Annotated in this window: 20 protein-coding genes; 12 read left to right on the plus strand and 8 right to left on the minus strand. The window is 58.8% G+C overall.

The window, feature by feature from the left end; all coding sequences use genetic code 11:
- Positions 1-6 precede the first annotated feature (6 nt).
- From tsaD to thrH, 7 genes are all read left to right on the plus strand, one after another.
- Positions 7-1,032: a tRNA (adenosine(37)-N6)-threonylcarbamoyltransferase complex transferase subunit TsaD gene (gene tsaD / locus VEH04_09520; GenBank protein ID HYG23009.1), complete on the plus strand. Its 1,026-nt coding sequence runs from the start codon at positions 7-9 to the stop codon at positions 1,030-1,032.
- Positions 1,033-1,121: 89 nt separating this feature from the next.
- Positions 1,122-2,375, plus strand: coding sequence for a tagaturonate epimerase family protein (locus VEH04_09525; protein ID HYG23010.1), 1,254 nt, complete (start codon positions 1,122-1,124; stop codon positions 2,373-2,375).
- 200 nt (positions 2,376-2,575) lie between these two features.
- Complete coding sequence (locus VEH04_09530; protein HYG23011.1) at positions 2,576-5,791, plus strand: LamG domain-containing protein; 3,216 nt, start codon at positions 2,576-2,578, stop codon at positions 5,789-5,791.
- Between the two features lie 122 nt (positions 5,792-5,913).
- A complete protein-coding gene (locus VEH04_09535; GenBank protein HYG23012.1) occupies positions 5,914-6,543 on the plus strand; it encodes a DUF47 family protein in 630 nt (209 codons plus the stop codon).
- A gap of 7 nt (positions 6,544-6,550) precedes the next feature.
- A complete protein-coding gene (locus tag VEH04_09540) occupies positions 6,551-7,651 on the plus strand; it encodes an inorganic phosphate transporter (protein HYG23013.1) in 1,101 nt (366 codons plus the stop codon).
- A 25-nt stretch (positions 7,652-7,676) separates the two neighbouring features.
- The gene (locus VEH04_09545; GenBank protein ID HYG23014.1) at positions 7,677-8,270 is read left to right on the plus strand and encodes an NAD(P)H-dependent oxidoreductase; all 594 of its coding nucleotides are present in this window, start codon (positions 7,677-7,679) and stop codon (positions 8,268-8,270) included.
- A gap of 76 nt (positions 8,271-8,346) precedes the next feature.
- Positions 8,347-8,955 (plus strand): bifunctional phosphoserine phosphatase/homoserine phosphotransferase ThrH, encoded by a 609-nt coding sequence (gene thrH, locus VEH04_09550; protein ID HYG23015.1) that lies wholly within the window; start codon positions 8,347-8,349, stop codon positions 8,953-8,955.
- Positions 8,956-8,960: 5 nt separating this feature from the next.
- On the opposite strand, the gene VEH04_09555 is transcribed toward thrH, so the two are convergent.
- Entirely contained in the window at positions 8,961-9,260 is a 300-nt protein-coding gene (locus VEH04_09555) for a DUF971 domain-containing protein (GenBank protein HYG23016.1), read from the minus strand.
- A gap of 250 nt (positions 9,261-9,510) precedes the next feature.
- Between VEH04_09555 and VEH04_09560 the strand changes: the two genes are divergently transcribed.
- A complete protein-coding gene (locus tag VEH04_09560; protein ID HYG23017.1) occupies positions 9,511-10,092 on the plus strand; it encodes a CHRD domain-containing protein in 582 nt (193 codons plus the stop codon).
- 262 nt (positions 10,093-10,354) lie between these two features.
- Positions 10,355-10,936, plus strand: a complete 582-nt coding sequence (locus VEH04_09565) for a CHRD domain-containing protein (GenBank protein HYG23018.1) — start codon at positions 10,355-10,357, stop codon at positions 10,934-10,936.
- Positions 10,937-11,062: 126 nt separating this feature from the next.
- Here the strand turns inward: VEH04_09565 and VEH04_09570 are convergent, their stop codons facing one another.
- Together VEH04_09570 and plsY are read right to left on the minus strand one after the other, a co-directional pair.
- Positions 11,063-12,040, minus strand: a complete 978-nt coding sequence (locus tag VEH04_09570) for an NAD(P)H-dependent glycerol-3-phosphate dehydrogenase (protein HYG23019.1) — start codon at positions 12,038-12,040, stop codon at positions 11,063-11,065.
- The gene (gene plsY, locus VEH04_09575) at positions 12,037-12,672 is read right to left on the minus strand and encodes a glycerol-3-phosphate 1-O-acyltransferase PlsY (GenBank protein ID HYG23020.1); all 636 of its coding nucleotides are present in this window, start codon (positions 12,670-12,672) and stop codon (positions 12,037-12,039) included. Before plsY ends, VEH04_09570 begins: the two co-directional genes overlap by 4 nt.
- Positions 12,673-12,791: 119 nt before the next feature.
- Here plsY and VEH04_09580 point away from each other — a divergent pair, with 119 nt between their 5' ends.
- Genes VEH04_09580 through VEH04_09590 form a run of 3 tightly spaced genes read left to right on the plus strand, consistent with a single transcriptional unit; the run spans position 12,792 to position 15,697 of the window.
- Positions 12,792-13,823 (plus strand): Gfo/Idh/MocA family oxidoreductase, encoded by a 1,032-nt coding sequence (locus VEH04_09580; GenBank protein ID HYG23021.1) that lies wholly within the window; start codon positions 12,792-12,794, stop codon positions 13,821-13,823.
- A 6-nt stretch (positions 13,824-13,829) separates the two neighbouring features.
- Entirely contained in the window at positions 13,830-15,032 is a 1,203-nt protein-coding gene (gene lpxB / locus VEH04_09585) for a lipid-A-disaccharide synthase (protein HYG23022.1), read from the plus strand.
- 20 nt (positions 15,033-15,052) lie between these two features.
- Positions 15,053-15,697, plus strand: coding sequence for a redox-sensing transcriptional repressor Rex (locus VEH04_09590; protein ID HYG23023.1), 645 nt, complete (start codon positions 15,053-15,055; stop codon positions 15,695-15,697).
- A 57-nt stretch (positions 15,698-15,754) separates the two neighbouring features.
- Here the strand turns inward: VEH04_09590 and VEH04_09595 are convergent, their stop codons facing one another.
- From VEH04_09595 to VEH04_09615, 5 genes are all read right to left on the minus strand, one after another.
- Positions 15,755-16,141, minus strand: a complete 387-nt coding sequence (locus VEH04_09595) for a C4-type zinc ribbon domain-containing protein (protein HYG23024.1) — start codon at positions 16,139-16,141, stop codon at positions 15,755-15,757.
- Positions 16,142-16,171: 30 nt separating this feature from the next.
- A complete protein-coding gene (locus VEH04_09600) occupies positions 16,172-17,887 on the minus strand; it encodes a SulP family inorganic anion transporter (GenBank protein HYG23025.1) in 1,716 nt (571 codons plus the stop codon).
- A 113-nt stretch (positions 17,888-18,000) separates the two neighbouring features.
- Entirely contained in the window at positions 18,001-20,190 is a 2,190-nt protein-coding gene (glgP, locus tag VEH04_09605) for an alpha-glucan family phosphorylase (GenBank protein ID HYG23026.1), read from the minus strand.
- Between the two features lie 250 nt (positions 20,191-20,440).
- Complete coding sequence (locus VEH04_09610; protein HYG23027.1) at positions 20,441-22,054, minus strand: hypothetical protein; 1,614 nt, start codon at positions 22,052-22,054, stop codon at positions 20,441-20,443.
- Positions 22,051-26,934, minus strand: a complete 4,884-nt coding sequence (locus VEH04_09615; protein ID HYG23028.1) for a Calx-beta domain-containing protein — start codon at positions 26,932-26,934, stop codon at positions 22,051-22,053. Before VEH04_09615 ends, VEH04_09610 begins: the two co-directional genes overlap by 4 nt.
- Between the last annotated feature and the right edge of the window lie 52 nt (positions 26,935-26,986).

Genomic DNA, 26,986 nt, shown 5'->3' on the forward strand with positions numbered 1-26,986 from the left:
CAGTTCATGCTTGTGCTGGCGTTCGAAACCTCGTGCGACGAGACGAGCGCCGCAGTGATCCGAAACGGCGGGGTCCTTTCCAGCGTGGTCTCTTCTCAAATCGGGCTTCATGCTGAATACGGCGGGGTGGTTCCCGAACTCGCCGCGCGTGAACATCTGCGGAATCTCATTCCCATCACAAATGCCGCGCTGGCAAAGGCTGGAGTTCGCGCGTCAGACTTGGATGGATTTGCCGCCACGCAAGGGCCAGGGTTGCCGAGCGCTTTGATGGTTGGATTTCGCGCGGCGCAAAGCATGGCGTTCGTCCTGCGCAAACCGTTCCTCGGGATCAATCACCACGAGGCGCACCTCTATTCACCCTGGATCGTCGGCGACCCTCCCGCGGCAGATTTCGGCTCCTTTGAACCGAACGTGTCGCTGATCGTGAGCGGCGGGCACACCATGTTGATCCACGTTGTCAGCGAACTGCAGCATCGCCTTCTCGGTTCAACACTGGACGATGCCGCAGGGGAATGTTTCGACAAGGTCGGCAAGCTCATGGGCCTCCCCTACCCTGCCGGGCCCGAGATCGATCGGCTCTCCGCGAATGGAAATCCGAATGCATTTGATTTTCCACGACCGTTGATTCACGACGCGAATGACGATTTCAGTTTCAGCGGATTAAAGACGTCGTTCCGCTATTTCATACGGGACAACCCTGACCTGCTCAACTCGCCGCAAACCATTCGCGATCTGTGTGCGAGCGTTCAATCCGCCATCGTGGAAACGCTCGTCGCGAAAACGATGCGCGCGGCGAGGCGATTGAACGTGCGATGCGTCACGGCCTCAGGCGGCGTCACGTGCAATCGCTCGCTGCGGGCGAGGCTGGCGTCCGCGACGCAGCGGGAGAACCTGCGATTGAGGCTGGCACCGGGCGGCTTGTGCACAGACAACGCGGCGATGATTGGAATTCTTGCTGAACGCAAGTGGTTGAAGGGCGCGCCTGCGCAACCCGGGGACGATGTGCTGCCGTCCTGGCAATTGATTGCGTGAGTGCATAAATCGAAGACCTTTCTGCCTTAATCTCACGATTCTGGCGATTGACCCCTCTCCCAGCGCCATGCAGAATGCCGCCCGTCAACATGCTCACCATCGAGAAATATTCCATTGGGGTCGGAGATCGTTTTGCACAACAGGCGGAAGCCCAGTTGCGCGCGTGCTTGCTCGCCGCGGAAAAAGGAATCGAGGTGATTCCCGTCTGGAACAAGTCGAACCGCGAGCACATGATTGTGGGCTCCGAACCATCCAGTGTCCGGGCGGCTGCGGATGCCGCGGTCCAGCAACTCGGGTGGAAAAAGCCGCACCACGTTGATGCGGATCACATTCGCCTCGAGACCGTTGACCGTTTCGTCCCGCACTCGGATTTCTTCACGATTGACGTCGCTGACTCAATCGGAAAACCGGCACAGGCTGATGCCGTGAAAGCGTTTGCGGATCGCCACCCCGAACTGGCGGGTCGCGTCGACATACCCGGGGTTGAGGGCGGTATCAACGCCTCACGCGCTGAAGTCGAGCGCATCGCGAATAAATTTCTCTACGCAGTCCAGGAAGCCGCGGTCATTTACCGGCACATCGTGAAGGCGAAAGGGGAAGGCAAGTTCATCACCGAGGTTTCAATGGACGAAACCGATTCACCACAAACGCCCGTTGAGCTGCTCGTGATCCTCGTTGCGCTTGCGGATGAAAAGGTGCCGGTTCAGACGGTCGCGCCCAAGTTCACAGGCAGGTTCAATAAAGGCGTCGACTACGTCGGGGACGTGGCTCAATTTGAAAAAGAGTTCAACGACGATCTGTCCGTGATTCGTTTTGCGATCCAGAAGTACGGCCTGCCAGCCAGCCTGAAGCTGAGCGTGCATTCAGGCAGCGACAAGTTTTCGATCTACGGACCCATTCACCGCGCCATCAAACGGCACAACGCCGGACTCCACCTGAAGACCGCGGGAACGACGTGGCTCGAGGAGATCATCGGGCTTGCCGAGGCGGGGGGGGAAGGACTGGCGCTCGCACGCAACATCTATGCGCAGGCCCTCGAACATATCGACGAACTCTGCGCCCCCTATGCGACGGTTATTGATATCGATCGCGCGAAGTTGCCGTCCCCGCAGGATATCGCGGGCTGGGACGCCGCGCGTTTCGCGGCATCCGTGCGGCATGACCAGAAATCGCCCCACTTCAATCCGCACGTGCGCCAGCTGTTACACGTAGGATTCAAGGTGGCCGCGAAAAAGGGGGACACGTATTTGAACCTCGTGCGCCAGTGTTCCGAGACCATTTCCAGGAACGTGACGGGCAACCTTTACGAGCGGCATCTCAAGCCCGTTTTCCTTGGACTGTAGTCACCGCACCTTCACCGCAAGCAGGGCGAAAAACGACTAAAAGGGCGGTCTTCGCCCGACGCATCCTTCGTTCCGGCACCGCGGAAAACTCGGATATATTTCTGGCCCGTACAGCCTAGGGTGTTTAACCCACTAGGAGTTTGGAGTCAGGACGCTACAGGTATTAACCACTCGTCCCAAAAACATCCAAGAACGACCACATGCGAAATCTTTCCAAATTTCTGCTAACGCTTTTAACATTGGCTGCGATGTCCGCGTCGGGCGCTGTCATCCACCGATATTCTTTCAACGATCCCGGCCCTTCAACAGTGCAGGATTCGGTCGGGACCGCGCATGGAACCCTTCGCGTGAAAGGCACTGGCACGGCGACGCTGGACGGCTCACAGGTGAATCTCGGCACTGACGGCACGCCCGAGAATGGCGGATATGTCGATCTTCCAAACGGCCTCGTCTCCGGGCTCACGAATATCACCATCGAAGGCTGGGTCACCTGGACCGCCGGCGGAACCTGGGCTCGCATCTTTGACTTCGGCACAAACAGCGTCGGGGAAGACACGACCGGGAGCCTCACAATGGGCGATGGAGGAAACTATCTCTTCCTGACACCACAGGCGGGCGGCACGCTCCTCCCGCGTTTCACGGCCAGCGACACATTGCCTGGCTTCAACAATGAAACGCCTGTCCTGAATTCGCCGACCATTTTTCCATCCGGGGTTGAAACCCATTTTGCCGTCACTTACGGTCCGTCCGGCGCCAGGCTGTTCATCGGCGGCCAGGAGGTTGCGAGCGGTGTGGTGACGATCCCTCTTTCCAGTATTCGCGACGTGAACGTCTGGCTCGGACGAGCCAACTGGAACGATCCTTTCCTGGGAGGCAGCTACAATGAATTCCGAATTCACAACAGCCTGCTGACACTTCAGGAGCTGAATGCCAGCGCATTCCTCGGCGGACCCGATACAATGAATTACAACCCCGGCGCGGTTACATCGGTCAGCCTGGTGTTGCAGAATTCCATGGTTGTCGGCGCCACGCAAAATGCAGTCATCAATGCCGGTTTTGCAAATCTCGGCGGGCTTCAGCTTTCGGGCGCGGACGTGACACTGACCTCGTCCGCCACCAATGTGATCAGGATCACGCCTGGCGGGCAGCTCGTTGCGCTCGCGCCTGGCACGGCAACGATTACGGCCGCGGTGGGTGGAATGAGCAACAGCGTTCCCGTAACTGTCGCCACAGGCGTCGCGACCCTGGAGCACCGTTACAGTTTCAATGAAACCGCAGGCGCGACCACCGTCACCGATTCAGTTGGCGGAATGCATGGCACGGTCTTCGCAGGTCCGACGGGAACGAACATCACGTTTGGCACGGGCCAGGCCGATTTCCCGGGGGCGAGCAGCTACACGTTTGCTCCCTACATCGACCTTCCCGATGGAATTATCTCCAGCAAGACCAACGTTACCGTCGAGGTCTGGTTCACCTGGCGCGCTGCGGCCAACAACACGCGCATCTTTGACTTCGGAAGCAGCCTCAAGGGGACCGATCCGAACGTTGCCGGCAACGGATTGGAATATTTCTTCCTGACACCCCGCAGCGCCGCCAACCAGGGCGTGCGTGTCGCCGCGCGCTCCGATTCCAGTGCAGCTGAGAATCCCAACCTGGTGGGGCCACAGTCAAGCCAGCCCCCGCTCAACCAGGAGGTTCACGTTGCGGTGGTGCTCGCACCCGAAAGCAACTTCTCCCGCATTTATTACAATGGAATTCCCGTTGCGTCCGGTCAGGCCCCATGGGCACTCGCGCTTCTCGAAGACATCAACAACTGGATTGGCATCTCGCAATGGAACGATCCGATCTTCAACGGTCGAATCAACGAGTTCCGCATTTACGAGGGGGTGATGAACGACGTGGATATCGCGATGAGCCGCAAGGCAGGCCCCAATGCGCTCGCTGTTTCACCTGGCAACCTGGTGTCGATCCAGGCGCAACCTGCGAATCTGCTGATTGGTAATCCCCTGGGCATGCAGGCAGTGCTCCTGGGAAATTATCAGAACGTGACAAATGTCGATATCACCGGCCTCTCCGGCGTCACGCTTCAGAGCGCAAACACGAACATCTTCACCGTAAACGCACTGGGGCTTCTCACGCCCCGAACCTTTGGGACTGCCAACCTTGTCGCTTCCTACCAAGGCATGTCTTCCACCTCGACGGTTAGCGTCCTGTCACCTGTATCATTGCAACTGGACCTGACGAACACCCTCTATGCAGGCGGAATAGCGAGCAACGCAGTGCTGCGGGCGAACTTCGGCGGAAGCGTTACGAACATCAACGTCAATGCCTTCACGAATGTCACGTTCACCTCGGCAAACACAAACATTGCCACCATCACCGCGGCGGGCGCGGTCACGCCGATCAATGTCGGCACAACGACAATCATCAGCACCTATGCGGGATTCACGAACCAGTTCACGTTGAACGTCGTGCAACCTCCGGGTTCCTCACCCGCGACGCTCGTGCATCGCTACAGCTTCAACGGCACCGGCACTGAAATCACCGACCTGGTCGGGAATGTAAACGGCACCCTGATCAACACGACCCTGCCCGGGACCGGCTCCGCCACGTTCGCGAACACAGCCATTCCCAGCAATGATCCGAACGTTCAATGGGTCGATTTCGGCCAAACACTGATCCCTGCGGGAGTGAGCAATGTGACGCTGGAAGCCTGGTTCACGCCTGGCTTTTACGCGCCCGTTGGCACCGACCAGGGCAACTGGGTGTTCAACCTCAACGATACCGTCGAAGGATCCGCGACGACGGGACAGTATCTCTTCTACAGCCCGTGGGGTGCAGGCGGAGGCGCAAACCGCCAGCAATACCGCTGGGCGCGAGCGGGCTTCAACAACGAAGTCGGCGTGAACGTCGGCGCCAATGGCAGCGGCCTGACCAACGGCCAGCATCACGTGGCGGTGGTCATCGACGCCTTGAACCGCACCTTCTCGCTGTTCACCGACGGCGCGCTGCTGGGCCGTGTCAGCTACGATGCAACATTTGACCTGACGGCGCTCACAACTGCATGGCTCGCGCGTTCCAGCTACCCGGATGTGGGCTTCACGGGTTCGATCACCGAATTCCGCGTTTACAACGGCGCGCTGTTGCAATCTCAAATCGCGGCCAACATCGCAGCGGGTCCGGATACAATCGTCTCCCCCGGAGCTTCCTTGTCCATCAACCTTGTTGGAAACAGCGTCCAGATACGCTGGCCCGTTAGCGGAAGCGCCGGCGCAGTGCTCCAGGGAACGACGGCGCTTGGAACCGGCGCCAATTGGACCACGAACGGCATCCCCGCTCCCACCGTTGTGAACGGGCAGAATCAGGTGACCATCCCGGCGAGCGAAACAAGCATGTTCTACCGCCTCGTGCGGTAAAGACCGAGCCTCCTTTTAACTCACGAGCGCGAAGGCGATCCTTCGCGCTTTTTTTTGCTCAGCACCCCATGGAAAATTTTATTGGTGCCATGCCGTCGCATGCCGTGTAAAACGTCGGCGCTATGTTTTCGCTGCAACGATTGCTCGGAAAGGAAGACATGTTCTTCCGGCTTCTGGAAGCCAGTGCCCAGGAAGCGCGCAACAGCGTCCAGACGCTGATGAAACTGAGCACCTCGCTGGATCAGCCAGCTTCCTTGGAGGAATTCGCCGTCGCCCGGCGCAAGGACAAGCAAATCACCCGAGAAATTACGGAAGCAGTTTACACGACGTTTGTGACCGCCCTCGAGCGCGAGGATATTGAGGCGCTGTCCAATGCGCTCTACAAGATTCCCAAGACGGTTGAAAAATTCGGGGAACGGGCGCTTCTGGCAGCACAACACGTTCGAGGTGTGGATTTCTCGCCGCAAATCGCGCTCCTCGACAAGGCCACCGTGACCGTCGTCGAAATGGTGAAGAGCCTCTCGCGCGGTGTGAACCTCGAAGAGATTCGCGCGCTCAACAGCAAGCTTCAGCAGATCGAAGGCGAAGCAGACGATACCATCATGGGCATTTTCAAGGATTTATTCAGCGGCCGCCACGATGCCGTCAAGGTCATCGTCCTCAAGGATCTTTATGAGCTTCTTGAAAAAGTGGTGGATCGCTGCCGCGACGCGGGGAACGTCATTTCTCACATCGCGTTGAAGAATTCCTGACGCTGCCATGACGCTCGTCCTTTCGGTCATCCTGGTAGCGCTGATCTTCGAATACATCAATGGCTTCCACGACACGGCGAACTCCATTGCCACTGTCGTTTCAACCAAGGTATTGACCCCGCGACAGGCCGTGGTTCTGGCCGCTTCGACCAACCTGCTGGGCGCCCTCTGGGGAACCGCCGTCGCGAAAACGATCTCTTCGGGATTGGTCGATTCAAAGATCGTGACACTTTCTTCCGCCGTGATCATCTGCGCCTTGATCGGCGGCATCGTGTGGAACCTGATCACATGGTGGTTCGGCCTGCCATCCAGTTCCAGCCACGCGCTGATCGGCGGCTTGTGCGGCGCCGCCGTTGCCGCAGCCGACAATAACTGGGCCGCGCTGATCTGGTCCGAGCCTCACGCGGACCATTGGTGGATGGGCAAGGGCCTGCTCTGGAAGATCGTGATTCCCATGGTTCTGTCCCCGTTTGCAGGATTCATAATTGGCTTCATTGTGATGGCAATCCTTTACGTCCTGCTGAGGAACTGGCGCCCCGTTACGGTTAACCGTACCTTCGGCAAACTCCAGTTGCTGAGTGCCGGTTACATGGGCTTCAGCCATGGCACGAACGATGCCCAAAAAACCATGGGAATCATCGCGCTCGCCCTCGTCAGCGCGACTGCAACGGGGAGCCTGGACAATGCGCCGGGCTGGCTGTCTTTCCTGTACACACCTCCGCCAGCGCCGGGAAAGACGGTGGAGATCGCCTTGTGGATCAAGGTCATCTGCGCGCTGACAATGGCCGCAGGAACCGCCGCCGGCGGCTGGCGCATCATCAAGACGCTGGGTCATAAAATGGTGAAACTTCAACCAGTTCATGGCTTCGCCGCGGAAACGACTGGGGCAACCGTCCTTGCAACCGCAGCACATTTCGGCATGCCGGTCTCCACCACCCATGCGATTACCGCGTCCATCATGGGGGTCGGTTCAGCCAAGGCCTTTAATGCTTTGAAACTGACGGTCGTGGAGCAAATCATGTGGGCCTGGGTGCTCACCATCCCCGCGAGCGCCTTCGTCGCCTACTCCCTCGTGACCGTCCTCAAGATGTTTGGATGGCATCAGTAGCCGTTCCGTCCTCCCGCATCCGATTATGCCCGACTCGCAGCTAAACGTTCTCGCCGTCGCAGGAAGCCCCAGGACGCGATCCGTGACGCGAATCATCATCAATGAAATCGCGAAGGAACTGACGGCGAACGGATGTGCCGTCGATGTTCTCGACCTCCAGGCCGAACCACTTCCGCTCTATAACCCGGACACTGCCTATGCCGCGCCAGGTTTCAAGGCCCTCCAGGCGCGGGTGCATCGGGCTGATCTGTTTATCCTCGGGTCCCCCGATTACCACGGCAGCATCAGCAGCACGCTTAAGAATTTCCTCGACCATTTCTGGCATGAATTTGCGGGCAAGTTGATCGTGCCCGTCGTTGCCTCGCACGAGAAGGGCCTCACCGTCGTGGATCAACTCCGGACGGTCGCGCGGCAGTGCTACGCCTGGACGCTTCCTTACGCCGTGTCGTTCTCAGAACATGATTTGAAGGAAGGCAGGGTGGTCAGCGAAGTGTTCCAGAAACGATTGGAAATGATGCTGCGCGATGCGCGGGTGTACGGCCAGCTTCTGGCGCAGCAACGCCGCGCCGATCTCGCAGGATCCGAAGCCGGGTTCCTGGCAAAACACCGCAAAACCTAGAACAGTCCCGCTGAACTTTCGCAAAGCGACTGCCAGCGCTCGACACCTCGATCAGCTTTTGGAAGACTTCGCGCCCGTGAAACAATCGATCGTCACTCTCGACATGGAAGGCGTCCTCACGCCGGAAATCTGGGTCGCCGTTGCGGAAAAGACGGGCATCCCTGCACTGCGCCGCACCACGCGCGATGAACCGGATTACGACAAATTGATGCGGTATCGCATCGATATCCTCGACCAGCACGGCATCAAGTTGATCGACATCCAGAATGTCATCGGAACATTGAAACCGCTGCCCGGCGGAAAGGAATTTCTCGACGAACTGCGCACGCTCGTTCAAGTGATCATTCTCTCCGACACCTTCGAGCAGTTCGCACAGCCATTGATGCGGCAGCTTAACTGGCCCACGCTTTTCTGCCATCGATTGAACGTCGAGAACGGCCGTATCGCCGGTTACCAGCTGCGTCAGCCAAACCAGAAACAAAAATCGGTGGCGGCATTAAAATCGCTGAATTACCGCGTCATCTCAGCGGGAGATTCCTACAATGACACCGCGATGCTCGGTGAGGCCGACGTTGGATTTCTTATCCACGCGCCTGAAAACGTGAAATTGGAGTTTCCTCAATTCAAAGCCGTGGACTCCCATGCAGAGCTGCTGCGGCTGATTCAGGCGGAACTCAAGGGCTAGGCGGATTACGGGGCGCTGAGGCGTTTCAGGAGGTCGAAGGAAAAAATCCCGCTGTTGTGGCCATCCTTCCAGCGGGGCTGGATGCCGTAGCCGCCGACGACCTGCATCGAGGCGAGCTCGAATGCTGGAGGCGTCAGCACGCGATTCGGGCCTTTGTGCAGCTGGCCCATGATATCCACTTCGCCTTTGCAACCTGCGCAGGGACAACTACGACGCAGCTTCTCAAGCGGAACGAAGCTTTCTGTCTGATCAGACCACTTGATCGCCAATTCATTCCCGATCTGTTGGATATCGGCCGGTTGCATGGGCGCACGTTAATTGGGTATTCGAGCGGGCTCAATCTCCTAAACAACGGCCTTGCCCGAATGGGCGCGATTTGCGGGGATCCGGGCGAAGCCTCTCCGCGGCAGGGTGGTAGAAATACTGACAAAAAAACTCTGGAACAATCCAGGTCAAGGCGCATCATACAACCAGTTAGAAGAGAAAAACCAAACCCGTAGTTGCATGGAAGTCGCGCGCGCGCTGCCGTGTGTACTGCAAAACAGAAAGAACGCCATGAAGAAGCTTTTCCTTTCGCTCGGTATGGCATGCAGCCTGATCTCGGCACAGGCAGCCGTTTACGTATTCGACGCCGATCTGTCAGGCCTGACAGAAAGCCCGCCCAATGCTTCGCCTGGAATTGGCTATGCACTGTTCCATTACGACGACACAGCAAACACGTTGCATGTGGATGTTTTGTTCGGCCGTTTGATGGGAACGACCACTGCCGCTCATATTCATGCGCCCACTGCGCTGCCATTCACCGGAACCGCGGGTGTCGCAACGACGGTCCCGAACTTTGCCGGATTTCCTACAGGCGTGAATGTCGGCTCGTATGAGACGCTGTTAGATCTGACCTCCGCAAGCAGCTACAACCCGGCGTTCATCACTGCAAACGGTGGAACAACAGCGGGTGCGCAAGCAGCGTTGGTCGCTGCGATGTTTGCCGGACGCTCCTATCTGAACATTCACACGACAGCGTTTCCGGGCGGAGAAATCCGCGGATTCCTTACGCTGGTTCCTGAGCCCAGCAGCTTTGCGCTTCTCGCGTTGGGCGGTGCCGCCCTGGCCGCCTTCCGCGCCAAACGCCGCGCCTGATCGCTCATACTGTTTCGCAAATCGCAGAGCCTTCGAAAGAAGCTCTGCGATTTTGCTTTTTTTCGAGGGAAACAGCCGGCCGCCGCGACGTAAAAGTACTGAACAGATTCTTCTGGAACAAATTACGCCCGGGAGCATCATACGTTCAGTCAGAGAGAACCAAACCCGCAGTCACACGGAACACGCCGTTTTGCCCCTGTGCTGCTCAACCGCCGAACCGGCGAACATCGTTAATCGAACAGTCAGAAAAACCGGGAGCCCTATGAAGAAGTTAATTCTTTCCCTTGGAATGGCGAGTTGCCTCGTCTCCGCTCAAGCGGCCGTTTACATTTTCGACGCCACCCTCACAGGCGCGAACGAAAGCCCAGCCAACGCATCCCCTGCATTCGGGTATGCTGTGTTTCAATACGACGATGCAGCGCATTCGCTGACGGTCCAGGCACTGTTTGCAGGACTGATCGGCACGACCACTGCAGCTCACGTCCACGCACCCACCGCCCTGCCCTTTCAGGGAACGGCCAGCGTCGCAACCACGGTTCCGAACTTTGCAGGGTTCCCGACCGGCGTCACCCTCGGTTTGTATAACAACACTCTCGATCTGACTGCTGCCTCCAGCTACAACCCCGCATTCGTCACTGCCAACGGTGGGACGACCGCCGGCGCCGAAGCAGCACTGGTAGCCGCAATGTTCGCGGGCCGGTCCTATCTGAACATCCACACCACGCAGTTTCCTGGCGGTGAAATTCGCGGATTCCTCACACTCGTTCCCGAGCCGAGCTCCTTCGCATTGTTGACGCTCGGTGGTGCCGCATTGATGGGTGTTCGCGCCCGGCGCCGCGCCTGATCCTTTTCCGGCCAATCATCGCAGAGCTCTCCAGCTCTGCGATTTTTTTTGCCCTGGCACCTGCCTGCTTGCAGCCAGGCTCCATTCCTCGCCGTGATTCACTAAAATTCCCCGCGCAACGACAAACTAATCTTCAGCCTTGAACGAGCGCGAAATCAATTCCCTGACCGCCTGCCTCGGATCCTTGGCCTCGTAGAGAATCGAATGAACTTCATCAATGATCGGGGTCGGCACTCCTTTTTCCTTCGCCAATCGATGCGCGGACCGCGCCGTCGGATAGCCTTCCGCAAGTTTCGGATGCGATGCCTGAATGGCTGGCATCGTCTCTCCGCGTCCCAACCGTTCGCCCAGGTCCCTGTTCCGGCTCTGGCGTGAAAAGCAGGTCAGCATGAGATCGCCGAGTCCGCTCAGCCCGGCGAAGGTTTCCGGCTGTGCTCCGCACGCGACCCCAAGCCGGCGCATTTCCGAGAGCGCACGCGTAACAAGACCTGCCTTGGTGTTGTCGCCATAGCCCAGCCCATCGCTCACTCCCGCCGCGATTGCGATCACATTTTTCAGTGCGCCGCCATACTCCACACCCAACACATCCGTGGACCGATAAATCCTGAACTCAGGGCGATGAAACAGACCCTGCACTGTGCGTGCGGTGCCATCGCTTTCGCACGCGCAGACCACAGTTGTCGGAATGCCCAATGCCACCTCGCGTGCAAAGGTTGGGCCGGACAAGGCGACCACGCGATCCGCGGGCGCATGCTCCCGCAGTATGCGGCTCATGGTTTCGCCGGTGTCGAATTCAATGCCCTTCGTCACGCTCACGAGCACGCCTGGATGGGATTTAAGCCGGCTCGCCACCTCACGAAATGCCTGCGAGGGAATTGCCAGGATCAGACACTCGCGACCGGCGACTGCCTTCGCAAAATCCGATTCAACTTTCCAGTCCGTTGGCAGGGGGACTCCAGGCAGATACTTTTCATTGCTGCCCCGCAGTATGTCCTGCAGCCCTGCGGCCTTGATATCCCACAGCGTGACGGAGTTGCCGTTTTCGTGCAGAACTTTGGCAAGCGCAGTGCCCCACGCGCCCGCGCCAAGAACAGCGACCCTCATCTCGCCCCTCCTGTCGCGGTGACTTTTCTTCCGATTTTGTTTTCAGTTCCGTTCATCAGCCGCTGAATATTGTTTCTGTGTTTGAAAATTGCCAGCGCGCCCAAAGCTGTGGTGACAACGCCCAGCAGCATGCTGTCCTGCGTCAACCAGACTGCCGTCGGCAAGGCAATTGCCGCCGCGATGGAAGCGGCTGACACATATCGGGTGATCAGCGCAACAATGAGCCACGCCATCAGCGCAACCGATACCGCGATGGGAGCCAGTGCAAGATAAACTCCGGCCGTGGTGGCGATTCCCTTGCCTCCTTTAAACTTGAGCCAGCACGTGTAGTTGTGCCCCAGGACCGCGCAGATTCCAGCGGTGATGCGCAGCCAATTCAAATCGACTGTGGCGACATCCAGCAAGGGAGCCAGGAGCGCGACCAACCACGATGCAGCCGCATAACCTTTGAGCGCATCAATGAGCAGGACAAATGTGCCCGCCGGTTTCCCCAGCACGCGAAACGCGTTCGTCGCCCCAATGTTCCCGCTGCCAACGCTGCGAATGTCGATGCCCCTCGCCTTCGCCACCAGGTATCCCGTCGGAATGGATCCGAGCAGATACGCGGCGACGGCGACGGCTGTATACGTCAGGACTGGCACGGGCGATACTGTATGAGCCTCGTGCGCGTCCTTTAAAGTCGAAAATTGATTCGTGATCGCCCGTGCTCGTTGGCATGATCTTCCGGCGCCACATTGGCGCGCAACGCAACATGTCACTCATCAAAGTCGCTGTCCTGGGAACGGGTTCGCTCGGCAAGGAACACGCGCGCATCTATTCAGAACTGGCAGCAGCGGGATCAGTGGAGTTCACGGGGATCTTCGACGCAAATGCCGACACCGCCCGGCGCATCGCAGCGAAACATAACGTCCGGATGTTCAGTTCAGTTTCCGAAGCGGCGGCTGCCAGTGATGCCGTCAACATCGTTACGCCAACCACGACACATTTCGATCTCGGCCGGCAGTTGCTGGCTGCCGGAAAGCATGTGCTGGTGGAGAAGCCGATGACAGACGACACCGCACAAGCGGCGGAGCTGGTTCAGCTGGCGCAGGAACAGAATTGTGTCCTGCAAGTCGGTCACGTGGAACGATTCAATCCCGTCTTCAATTATCTTCAATCCGTCGCCACCGAACCGCGCTTCATCGAGACCCACAGACTCTCCCCCTACCCCGCCCGCTCGACTGACATTGGCGTGGTTCTCGACCTCATGATTCACGACCTCGATGTTGTGCTGGCGTTCGTGCAGTCACCCGTGACGAATGTCGATGCAGTGGGAATTCCCGTTCTGAGCCGCTCGGAAGACATTGCAAATGCCCGGCTTCGCTTTGCCAACGGTTGCGTCGCCAACGTCACCGTGAGCCGCGTCAGCCCGGAGCGCATGCGAAAAATCCGGGTTTTCAGCGGCGGGGAAATCGCAAGTTACATTTCGCTCGATTATCGCGCGCAGGAGGGATTCATTTACCGCATCGCGCGTGACGGCGAGGAAGAAAGTTCCATCCTCAAAAAGCTGCTCGCGGCGAAGCTGGGCGTGGGCAAGGACTCTGCAATTGTAAGTGAATTTGGGGGCAAACGCATTGTGCGGGAGCCTGTCCCAATCACGAAGGAGGAGCCGTTGAAGCTCGAACTGCAGCACTTTGTCAAATGCGTCCAGGAAAAGCAGACACCTCTTGTCAGCGGCGCGTCAGCCAAGCGAGCACTCGACCTCGCGTTCGAAATCACACGCCTAATCCAGCAACAGGCCTGACGCTGCATGAAGCCGCTTCGCATCATGATCATTGCCGGGGAGGCAAGCGGCGATGCGCACGCAGCGAAGCTTGTGTCCGCTCTGCGCGACGAGCTGGCAGCGCGTCCTGATGTCTGCCCGGATCAACCTCAACCGCTGCGCACTGCGCTTGCACCCCGCTTCTTTGGCGCTGGCGGTGAGCGCATGCAGGCGGCAGGCGTCGAACTCGCACTTGATCTGACCCGCCACTCGGTGATCGGACTCTCCGATGTCCTGCGCAGCTATTTCAAATTTCGAAGGCTGTTTCGCCAGCTGCTCCGCCTGGCACTGGAACGGCAGCCAGACGTCATCATCGGCGTGGACTACGGCGGATTCAATTTGCGCTTTGGCCGGGCCATCCGCCGTCATGCGGGTTCAACGGGATCATTCAATAACTGGCGTCCGAAATTAGTCCAGTTTGTCTCACCCCAGGTTTGGGCATCACGCGCGGGCCGGGCGTTTCAATTACAGCGCGACTACGACCTGCTTCTCAGCATTTTTCCGTTCGAAAAATCCTGGTATGCCGCGCGCGTCCCGCGTCTGCGCGTGGAGTTCGTCGGCCATCCTCTTCTGGACCGCACGCCGGATATCACGAATGCCACCGAACAACCTCCTGCTTCCAACCTCCTGCTGTTGCTTCCCGGCAGCCGCCAGGGCGAGGTGAAGCGGCATCTTCCCGTCATGCTGGCCGCGATGAAACAGATCAAGGCCGCCCGTCCCCAGATCGAAGTCCTGATCGTTCTACCAGACGCAGGTTTGGCCAGCCTTGCACGATCCGTTGGAAGTCCAGCCGATGTCCAAATTCAAATCGGCAACCTTCACGGTGCGCTGTCGCGGACAGCGGCGGCCATTGCTTCGACAGGAACCGTGACGATGGAATGTGCACTGTTTGGCGTCCCGACGGTGACGCTCTACAAAACCTCGTGGAGCACGTACCAGGTTGGAAAACGAATCGTAACGGTGAAGTCACTCACGATGCCGAACCTGCTGGCAGGCAAAACAGTTTTCCCCGAATTCATCCAGGATGCAGCGACTCCAGCGAATATTGCCGGGGCAGCCCTCGATCTGCTTGGCAACGCCGAACGCCGCGGGTCGATTCAGCACGACTTGGCGAACATCGTCAACTCACTGGGCGGGCCCGGAGCCATGCAACGCGCAGCCCGCGCAATCGTGTCGCTCCTCGGGGATTGATTCAACGGCAGGTTTGCACTATGCATCGCACCTTGAAAAAAGTCGGCCGCCCAGAGATTCCGCGCAAGACGATCTACCGCCTGTCGGTGTATCTGCGGTGCCTCGCGCGCCTCAAGGATAAGAATATCCAGACCGTTTCCAGTGAAGCCCTCGCCAAGGTTGCTGGAGTGAAATCAACGCAACTGCGGAAGGATCTCGCGTACTTCGGACAGTTCGGAACACGCGGGCTCGGCTATGACGTTGCGCAATTGTCGCAGATGATTTCCGATGAGCTGGGAACCACGCGGCTGCAGCCTGTAATCCTGGTTGGCGTCGGCAATCTGGGCCTGGCGCTGCTGTCGTACCGGGGATTTGAGAAGGAAGGGTTCGAGATCGTCGCGGCTTTCGATGCCGATCCGCGGCGGCGCCGCGACACGCGTTATACGCAGCCGCTGCTGGACATGGAAGAAATGCCAGAGTTCATTCACCAGCACCACGTGCGAATGGCGATCCTGGCCGTGCCAGCAGCAGTCGCTCAGGAAGTTGCAAACCAACTCGTTGAAGCAGGCGTGGTTGGCATCCTCAACTTCTCGCCGATTGTGCTTTCGGTTCCGGAGGAAGTCATGGTGAACAACGTGAATCTCGCCATTGAGCTGGAGAACCTGAGTTACTTCATCCAGGAATAAAAACGCGGTGATCGCGCGATCACCGCGTTCCTTCAAGCATCAGGATCCGCCGTCCGTTCAGCTTCCAGCCGCTGTTTCAGTCGGTTCGATGGCAGCTTTCTTCTTGCGCGGTTTCTTAGCGGGCTTGGCCGCGACGGGCGCTTCTTCCGTTTTGTCTGGCAGGTACAGATAACGCCCGCAACTGTCGCACAATTGAATATCCTCGTTGCGCATCAGGGTATTGATGGTGCCGATCGGCAGGCGCATCTGGCAGCCGCCGCAGACCTGGTTTCGAATGACGGCCACGCCTTTCTTCCCGCGAGCGATGAGGCGGGAGTAGTGCCCGAGAATTGGTTCCGGAACCCCGGCGCGCAATTCGGTAATTTCCCTGGCTTCGGCCGCAGAGGGAGTGCGGTCGAATTCAAGAGTCTGAAGTTTCAACAATTTCGAGATGATCGAGTTCATAAAAGTGCGGCAAAGGCGCCAACATTATCTTCAGGGATGCTCGTGTGCGAGATCCCGGTGGATTCCGGCCCCAGCATTCTTCTCGGCGAGAAGGTGAGCCGCACGGGCCAGTGAAGCGTCCATGTCGCCACAGACATTATCCATCCCCAGCCGATCCAACAAGCCGGAACGGGTCAGTGCAAATAAAGGTTGCGAGTGCGGACCGCACAAAATCAGCTCCTTCTTGTGCTTTCGAAGCTTCTCCAGCAGGTCTTCCAGAGCGTCCAGTCCCGTCGCATCCAGCGCCAGCACGTCCCGCATCCGGAGAATCAGGACGTCAGGCAGCTGCCCGGCACGGCGCAAAGAAGACTCCAGCTTGTCCGCGGCACCAAAGAAAAACGCGCCGAATACCCGGAAGACGACGACTCCCCGCGGAATGACCCTGCCCTCAGCGCTTTGCTGCGGGGAGTTTGCGAGCGTGATCTCTTCGTCGGCTGTGACCTGGGAGGCATCTGAAAGGCGCTTCACGAGGAGCGCGGACGCCAGCACGAGCGAGGTGCCCACGGCAACCGGCAGGTCCGTCACCACCGTCAAAATAAACGCGCACAGGAATACCGCCACATCGCTCCGAGGCCAGCGTCGGAGGCGTGCAAACTGATGCCATTCGCCCATCCGCAGGGCTACCACGACCAAAACCCCGCTCAAGGCAGCCAGCGGAATATGCCGTGCGAGCGGCGCGGCCAGCAGCAGCACTCCCAGCAGCACCAGGGCATGCACAATTCCAGCGATGGGCGAGCGTCCCCCATTTCGAACGTTCGTCGCCGTGCGGGCAATGACGCCCGTCACGGGCATGCCCCCGAAGAATCCCGACGCTATGTTCGCAATCCCTTGCGCCATGAGTTCCTGGTTTGAATCGTGGCGGTCGTCAATCATCCCATCGGCAACCACCGCGCACAGCAACGATTCAATGGCCCCGAGCACCGCAATTGTCATCGCAGCGGGAAGAAGCGCCCGCCATTCGTCAAAGGGAACCGACGGCCAATGCGGTCCCGGCAACTTCCGCGGCATGTCGCCAAACGCGGTCCCGAGCGTCTCGATCCCGAACCGTTCCGGCAGGTGAAACCAGGCCGCCGCCGCCGCCGCCGCGGCAATCACTACAATCGAGCCAGGCAACTTCCTGCCAAGGTTCCGGGGCCAGAACCAAATCAAGAGTGTGCAGGAGAGAGCCACAATCAAAGTGGGCCAGTTTGGATGAAAGTTTCCAGCAAGCACGTGAAACTTCTCCAGGAAGTCGGCGGGCATTTTAACCTGGAGCCCGAAGAAATCGCGGATCTGAGTGCTGAGAATGATGATGGCGATGCCGCTGGTGAAGCCTGTAACGACCGGGAATGGAATGTATTTGATCAACGTTCCGAGCCGAGCCGCGCCCAGGATAAACAGGATCACCCCGGCCATCATGGCGCAGACCACCAGGCCGCCAGGTCCGTGCGCCATCACGATCGGTGCCAGCAAAGGAACAAAGGCGCCGGCGGGACCGCCAATCTGAACCCGGGAACCCCCGAGAAGCGACACGAGGAGGCCGCCAATGATGGCGGTGAAGATTCCGACCTCTGGTTTGAGTCCCGATGCTATCGCCAGGGCCATGGCGAGAGGGAGCGCAACAATTCCAACCGTGACACCCGCGGCAAGATCCGCGCTGAGTTGTGGTTTCGAGTAGCTTTTTAATGTGTCCGCCAGCTTCGGCCGGAACACAAACCAATCATTCATACGTCGACATCGGCAAATTCGCCTCAGTCTGGTCGCATGGTGCAGCAAGTCCGCGGAATTTCAAATTCCGAAACGAACCGAAAATTGGCAAAGGCAAACCACCCGGCCCGAGATCAACGCGTCATGTAATACTTCTTTGTGTATTCCTTGACCATGCGATCCGTGGTGAACTGCGGCACAAGCGTCGCCATGGCGCGGCGGATTCGTTGAATCCACTTCCGCGGCAAGCCCTGCTCGTCGCGCTCGTAAAACAGCGGCATGACCTGCTCCGTCAACGTCGTGTAGAGATTCGCGCTGTCCACCCGATCCTGCTCTTCAACGGACTCCGCGTGCGAATCGTCGCCGATCCCGAACCCGTTGGTGCCGTCATAACCTTCCCGCCACCATCCATCCAGGATGCTCATGTTGAGACAGCCGTGGCATCCCGCCTTCATGCCGCTCGTGCCCGATGCTTCCAGCGGCCGCCGCGGATTGTTGAGCCATACGTCGCATCCCGAAACCATCTGGCGCGCCACATGGATGTCATAGTTTTCAATGAAGACCAGGCTGCCTTTCAGATCGCTGTACTTGCTCAGGTGGATGATGTGCTGGATGTAGCGTTTCCCGTCGTCATCGCGCGGATGCGCCTTGCCTGCGAAGATGAACTGAACAGGCCGCGTGCGGTCACGGGTCAGGTGGACGATGTTTTCCATCTGCTGGAAGATCAGCGGCGCGCGCTTGTAGGTGGCAAATCGCCGCGCAAATCCGATGGTTAACGCATCGGGGTTCAGCAACTGATCGAACGTGATGTAATCGCCCTGGGTCAGGCGCTGTCCCTGGATCAAGAGCCGCCTGCGCGCGAATTCGATCAACTCACGGCGCAGCTTGTAGCGCAATGCCCAGATTTCCTCGTCGGAAATGAAGTTAGGATCGAGCATGCGCTGCCAGAACTCCGGTGAATTCAACTCGCCCGACCAGTGCGTGTTTGCCTGCCGCCAGATTTGTGTCGTATCCCCAGTCGCTGCAGCAGCTGGGTTGTTGATAAGCCGCTGACGCCAGAAACGGCGCACCGGGCCTTTCATCCAGCCGAGCAAATGGATGCCGTTGGTAATGTGCCCGATTGGAACCTGCTCGACGGTTTTGCCTGGATATAAACACTGCCACATGTGGCGGCTCACCAAACCGTGAAGATCGCTGACGCCGTTCGCTGCCCGCGAAATCTTCAACGCCAGCACTGTCATGCAGAAAGGCTCCTCCTGGTTGGCAGGGTCCACCCGGCCCAGCGCCATGACTTCAGGAAATGGAATCCCAATCTGCGTCTGGTATCGCTGCATCGCATAGTTCATCAGGTCGGGGCTGAATCGATCGTGCCCTGCCTCAACCGGCGTATGCGTCGTGAAGAGGCATTCGCGCCGGGTTTCTTCAAGCGCAGCTGCCGCCGTCTTGCCGCCACGAATCTTTTCACGGATCAGTTCCAAAGTCAGGAACGCGGCATGGCCTTCGTTCATGTGGAACGTTGAGGGCTGGTAACCAAGCTTCCGCAGAAGCCGGACTCCGCCGATGCCGAGCAACATCTCCTGCATGATGCGCGTGGTGCTGTCGCCCCCGTAAACACGCAATGTCAGGTCGCGGAAGTGCTGCTCGTTCTGCGGCATGTTGGCGTCTAGCAACAACACCGGAGCGCGCCCCACGTTGACCCGCCACGCCCGAAAAAAGACGCGGTTCATTCCGATATCCAAATCGCAAACCACTGGCTCGCCCTTGGCGTCCACAACCGTCTCAACGGGCAGGTTCGCAGGATTCAAATGATTGTAGTATTCGGTCTGCCAGTTGTTGCCGTCGATCGTCTGCTGAAAATAGCCTTCGCGATAAAAGAGGCTGATGCCAACAAACCCGAGCCCAAGGTCACTGGCCGACTTGGTGTGATCGCCAGCGAGGACCCCAAGCCCGCCCGCAGCAATCGGCAGGGCTTCGTGAAAGCCAAATTCGGCGGAGAAGTAGGCCACGGGATTTTTGTTCAATGCAGGCGCTGTCTGATGAGCCCAGGCTGCTTTCTCGCCCATGTACTCTTCAAACGCATTCAGCACCGTTCGCACCCGTTCCGCAAACATGGGATCCTGCAGCCGCACGCGCAGCTCGTAGTCCGACACCTCGCGCAACACCGCCACGGCATTGTGATACAGGTTCTGCCAGCCCCGCGGAGACAGTTCCTGGAAGAGCTCCTGTGCTTCCTGGTTCCAGGTCCACCAAAGGTTGTGGGCCAACTTGTGCAAGCTGGCGATGATGTCGCCCAGCTCTTTGCTCGTTAGAGGCTTTTTCGGCATAAAATGAAAATTATGGCGCCCCCTGATTGTTCGGCGGCGCGCGCTTCACACTATTTTTCCCGTATCGCCGGTGCAAGTTATGTTCCACGGAAAATCTGGCACATCGGGCAAAGTCCCCGGAAGAAACGTTCGCATTTCTCCTGGTACCCCAGGGAATGCCCAGGCTGCGAGGTGATCCATTTCAACCAACCTGCGAAAATTCCACCCGACGTTTTTTAGCGCCTGCAATCCGTTGCAGGCCCGCAAAAGGCTATGGAACCCGCAGGCGGAAGAATCGGGCGGGATCAGGACTGTTCGTCATGGAGTAAGTGCGAAACATTCCGTTGTCCAGGATGCCGCTCGTTAACGTCTGCCATGGAACCGCAGCGGATAGATTGGTTTTCGTTTGAAGCGCATAGCCCGCGGCAGAGCTCGGCCATCGAATCGAAATCACATTGCCCGCCCGCGATGCCGAAAGCGCAGGACCCTCGTTCCCTCCTGTATCGTCCACGGAAATCACAACAGACGCATAATTGTTGACCGTGTTCACATCCGCGACATCCGAAAACGCATTGGCCGCGTTCAGGTAGCTGCCGGGGACAAGCGCCTTGGCCTGAAGGGTCACTGAGGCGTTCGCGCCGCTCGCAATGGTTCCGAGCGATGCAACGATCGCGTGGTTCGTCACCAACAGCGTCCCCTGGCTCGGGAAAGCTGAAATAAAAGCCAGGCCGACAGGGAGCAGGTCGGAAACGACCACGTTCGCAGCGGGGCTCGGCCCCGTGTTCATCACGATCACGGTCAGCGTGATGTTGTCGTTCACTGCAGGCGACGCTGGGTTGGCCTGCATCGTCACAATGAGATCTGCGGCGGCGGCGCTCACGTTCGGTCGCACAAAAAACAAGTCCTGGTTCAAGTTCCTGTCGTTCATCACCAGATTGTCAGCGCTGCTGATGAACGCGACCGTATTGCCATTGGCGCTGATCAAGGCATCCGAGGAACCGCGCGTTGCGCCGCGACCCATGTTGCCGCCGCCTTGTGCATCCATCCGAACGCTGATGAGCCGGGTCCGATTCTCAATGAGGTCCCGCATAAAGACATTCTCCACACCAGCAGGGCCCATGGAGAAATCGCCCGGAGCAAGGTCTGTCGCCACGCTGTGGAACGTGATGTAACGGCCATCCGCACTGATGTCCGGAACCTCTGACGCTCCGTTTGCTGCCGCGGAGCCATGGCAATTCACACTGACCAATCGCGTGACGCCAGTGATCATGTCACGGACAAATACATCCGTCAGGGCATTGGTGTCGCCAGATACCAAATCGCCGGCCGTGCTTTGAAAAGCCACGAAGCGCCCATTGGGAGTGATCACAGGCGACCGCGAAAACCCATTCCCGCTGCCGGACCCGGCAAGCCTCCGGCTCACCAAAGTGGTTTGCCCCGTGAACAAATCCCGGACGAAGACGTCCCAGGTTCCATTTGTGTCACCCGCCACGAAGGCGTCGTCGGTCGTCTCGAAAACAACGTAGCGCCCGTTCAGGCTGAACTGCGCATTCTCGAAAGATCCGCCGCCCGCGCCACTGATCCGCGTCATCGTACCAGCGGAAAGATCGCGCGCGTAAACGTCGGTTCCCGTTCCATTCGGGTCGTTCGCTGCGACCAGGTTGGTCGCCTGGCTGTGGAAGATCACGTGCCATCCACCAGGGCTGATCAGCGGACGAAACGAATCGCCGCTGCCTCCGCCGGGTCCATCGAACCGCCGGCTAATGAGCGTCGTTTCGCCCAATGTGCGATCGCGCAGGTAAATGTTCCTGTGGGTTCCCAGCACACCAGGAACAATCGCTGACGATTCGCTGTCGAATGCAATAAGCCTGCCGTCGGCGCTCATGTCGAAAAGGCCGCCTCACCGGCTGCAAGGCCGTTGGTCTGCAATGAAACCAGATGGGCAATCCCGGTCAGCCTGTCACGAACGTAAACATCGCGCGTGGTGTTCGCATCCCCGGCTGCAAGATTCGTCGCGGTGCTGAAGAAAGCCACAAACCGCCCGTCATGGCTGATCACCGGGACGCCCGAATCGCCGCTCGCGGTTCCCGTTCCCGAACTATTGCCGCTGACCAGCGTCACGGAGCCACTTGTCACATCCCGAAGAAACACGTCGGTCAACTGGTTGAGGTCATTCGTCGCCTGTTCGTTCGCCTCCGTGCTGAATGCAATGTAGCGTCCGTCCCGGCTTAACACGGCTTCGAACGCGGAGCGGGACGGCGTGGACGACGCAATGGCGCTGACGATCGAAAGCGAATTCGACGACGCCGCGTAAACAAAAACATCCATCTCCATGTTGTTTCCGTCGCCAAACGCCAGGTTGCCGGACTGCGATTGAAACGTCACGACCTGCCCGTTGCCGCTGATGAGCGGATCCATCGAGTAACGATTTCCACTGCGCAGATGGCCAGGCTCATGGCTGATGAATGTCGTGACGCCGGTTTGAAGATCGCGAACGTAAATCTGCGAGTAGGCAAAGGTCGTGGATGCTTGGTAACCCGGCACCAGGTCCGTCGCTTCGCTTTCAAACGCCGCATGGCGCCCATCCTCGCTGATCGCCGGATCAAACGAATCATCATTGCCGCTGAAGGACCCAATCGAATTGACGCTGATGAGGAGGTTGGAACCGGTCACGCGGTCGTAACGGTAAGCATTCCAACGTCCCGAAAACCCACCCGAGGACACGATGTTCCCCGCCCGGCTGTCGAATCCAATATAGCGGCCGTCGCGGGTCATGGAGGCAAATCGCGATTCCTGATTACCTGCCCCTGTTCCCGTGGCATTGCGCGAAACCAGTGTTGTCGTGCCCGTTTGAAGATCGCGAAGGAACACGTCGTCCGCATTGTTCGAATCGTTCGTAGTCAGGTTCGAAGCATCGCTTTGGAATGCGACATAACGTCCGTCCGCGCTCAGTGCCATCACGAGCGACGCCGCGTTGCCCAGCTGGTTCGTAATCCCCCGACTCACGAGCACGGTTGTTCCCGTTTCAAGATTGCGGGCGAAGACATCCCAGGTGTTGTTCGTGTCTCCCGGGGCGAGGTCGCCAGCCATGCTGTGGAACACCACCACCATTCCATTCGAGCTGACGAGCGGATGGGCCGAATTTCCGTTTGCCCCGACGCCGTTTGTGTTCACTGACACGAGCGTCGTTGTGTTGTTCGTCAGATTGCGCACGAAGATGTCGGGGAACCCGTTCCCATCGTTTCCCACCAGGTTCGTGGAGACGCTGGCAAACGCGATGAATCGCCCGTTCGCGCTCAGGACGGGATCCTCAGAAGTGCTGTTGCCGGGACCCGAACCCGAACTGTTGACGCTGATCAAGCTCGTCGTCCCCGCTTGCCGGTCGCGCATGAACACGTCGCCTGTTTTGTTGGTATCGCCAGCGACAAGGTTGGACGCAAAGCTTTGAAACACGACAAAGCGGCCATCATCGGAAACGTCCGCGCCTTCAGAATTTCCGGTTCCCGCCGCGCCCCCGTCCGCACTGATGCTGACGAGGTGATTCGAACCGGTCTGTCGGTCATGCAGAAACAAGTCGCGGACATCATTTGTCTTCAAGTCCGAAAGATTCGGCGGATACGCCAGGAACGCCACGAATCTGCCGTCGGGTGTCATGTCGGCCAGCGTGGATTCCTCGAGGAAGAAGCCTGAATTCTCGAAGCTCGCAGTGATGCGTCGCGGCACGCCATCCGCAACCCGATTAACCGTTGACAGCGCGCCAAAATCGTCGTCCGCAATCTCGATGTCGGTGCGCGATGGACTGATGGGAGAACCCTGGCCCAACAACGCGGCGCCGCCGGTTGGATTTGATAAAACCAGGCGGAACAGCTCATTGCACTCACCCTGCATGTCGTTTGTGATCGGAATGGCGATGGTCGATTGCGTCTGGCCGTTCGTAAAGGTGAGCGTCCCCGTTATCTGTGTGTAATCGCCGGGCGCTGCCGCCTCAAAGGGCGATGTCGAGTATTGCACCGTGACAACGCCATTGCTTCCGCTCTCGCGCGTCACCATCACCACCGCCGGTCCTGCAGGCTCCCGAACATACAGGTTCGGCTTGAGTGACAAGATGCCTGGCCCCGGAGTCACGACTGTCGTAATGATCACGGTGTTGTTCAAGGTGTTGGTGTCGATCCCCAACAAACCGCCCCCGATGATAAAGCGAGATTGGTTCGTGCCCAGCTGCATTGGAATTGCTGAAACCGTCGCTTTCACGCCCTGCCCCGCGGGCAAGGTTCCAAGGCGCCATTGCACCGTTGCACGATCTCCCACGTGCGAATTGACGAACGTTCCCGGACCGGACGCAGTGGCATCCGCAAACCCGCGCCCCGACGAGTTCCAACCAGGATAGATGAAGGCGACAACATTTGATGCAGTGTCCCCTCCCAGGTTCGTCACGGTGGCCGTCAAGGTAATGGGCTGGCCAGCGACCACCGGATCGGGCGAATCGTTTAAAGCCACCTGCAGGTTGAACATTCCCGCAACCGTGGATGCCTGGGCCGTATTATTAGCGGGCACATGATCAACCTGGTCGGCAATTGCAACCACCTGGCTTGCGTTTTGTCCCGCCACGTGCAGGCTCGCCGTTACTGCGAGGGTCGCGCGCGTCCCCGCATTCATTGAGCCGAGTTGAAACACCACGACGCCCCCGCTGTGCGATGCCGAACCTTGCGAGTTGGTCGCCGATACAAACACGGCGCCAGCCGGCAATGTGTTGGTGACGCGCACATTCGTCGCGTTGAAAGGGCCGCCGTTCGTGACGGTGATCAGGTAAGTCATCGGGAGCCCGAGCCGCACTGGATCCGGCGCGTCCTGCAGTGTCACCGCAAGCTCGACACTGGCGGGGGGCACGAGCGGCGCGCAGGCACTGAACTCAGACGTGTTTCCGAACTCGTCTGTGGCGGTTGCAGTCACTACATCCCCTGCCGACACAACAGCCGGGAATGTGCACGTGAAGTTCGCGTTTCCAGCTGCGTCGGTCGTGATGTTGGTCGCACCGAAAAGCAACTTGCCCTCTCCGTATCCGTTCACCGGGTTGCAACCCGGGCTGCTGAAGAATTCCAGCCGATAGGTGCGACTCGGTTTACTGTTGAAGCTTCCTGCCACTGAGCCGGAGCCGGGTCCCGCAACGCCATAGCTCAACACGGGAAAATTCTGCCGGAAATTCGCGCCAGAGTCGGCGTCGGCAGCGTCATTCGCCGTCGCGCCAGCCGAATCAACGTCGATTCCAAGCCCGGCATTCTCGAAGATTGAATTACCCAGGATGGAGTTGTTCGTGCCCGTGAGGACGGCCACGCCCGCAGAGGTGTTGAATGCGATGAGATTGCCAGCGCCAGGGGTTGCGCCACCCACCCGGTTGAAGCGCGCGTTGGAAGTAATGTTTATGCCGTGGCCATTATTGCGCACCTGAAGCGTTCCCGTGGCGTCAGTGCCAATCCGGTTTCCCTGGACAACGACATTTGTGGCAGCGGCGCCAGAAATATCGACGCCGTTATTCCCGTTGCCCGAAATAAGGTTCCCCGCGCCAGGCTCGATCCCACCGATCCACGTGTTGGCGACGAGGACGCTGATGCCGCGAGTGGCGTTTGCCACGGCCACCGAACCCCCGGCGTCTGTTCCGATGTAATTGCCCTGAATCACGGTGTTGGTTGCGGGACCTACCCATGTGGAAACCAGAATCCCGATTCCTCCGTTGCCCGAGATGACGTTTCGCGCAGCCGCCGTAGTTCCGCCAATCATCGTGTCACGAGCGCCGCTCACGTTCACTCCCTGTCCATTCGGCACGGCTGCGGTGCCATTGAGGCTCAGCCCGATGTAATTGCCCACGATCAGATTGGCCCGGGCGCCATCGTCCTGGAGCCGCACACCGTACGTGTTGTTTCCTGCAATGACATTCCGGGCGGCGGCGATGGTTCCTCCGATCCGATTGCTGGCGGAGTTGGCGATATCCACGCCCGCGTAAAAGTTTCCTGAATCAACCGTTCCACCCGGGTCGAGCCCTATAAGACAACCTTCAACGACGTTCCACCCACCGCCGCTGATGGTGACGCCACTCCCACTGTTGCCGGAAAGAACATTGCGGGCGGATGGCGTCGTGCCGCCAATCCGGCAATAAAGGCTGCCGGAAATTTGCACCCCGGAATTCCAGTTCTCCCATTCCTCGTTGTTCGGACCGATTCCAATGACGCAGCCCTCAACGACGCCGTTTGTGGCCACTGCGGAAATTGCGATGCCATCCCGGCGGAAGTTGAAGATGTTTAATCCGCGGATTGTGCAATTAGGCGCCTGCAGGCGAAGCCCGTCCGTGTTGGCACCGGCGTTGGTTCCATTGAGCGAAATTTTGACAGCCGCATTGAAGCCGTCAGGCAGGGAATTCATCACAGCCCCGGGCTGGCTGTAACCGTCGATCAGGACCGAATTAGTGATCGCAGGAAGGGCGGCGGATGGGGAGATGGTATGCGGCCCAGCGCCGGCGATGCTGAAGGAGATCGTGTCAAACGCGGCAGACGCGTTCGAATCGAGCACGGCTTGCAGCAATGAACCCGGGCCAGATGCGTTGGTGTTCGTCACGGAGAACGTGGCGGCCTGCACGGTCGACGCCGAAAACACCACCACCAGCATCAGCTTGTGCAGCCGGGAGAGGCCGCCACCGCGGTGCTTTGTTCCGCGGGCGTTCACGACCGGGGAAATAACTGCCGGGAACTTGGGAGAGTTTGTTGCTGACTTCATGGAAATGCGAGCTGGGGTGCGGAGGGAAGCTCCGCGTGAGCAGATCGTGTGG

It is taken from the genome of Verrucomicrobiia bacterium (assembly GCA_035629175.1).
Lineage (GTDB): Bacteria > Verrucomicrobiota > Verrucomicrobiia > Limisphaerales > DASXHY01 > DASXHY01.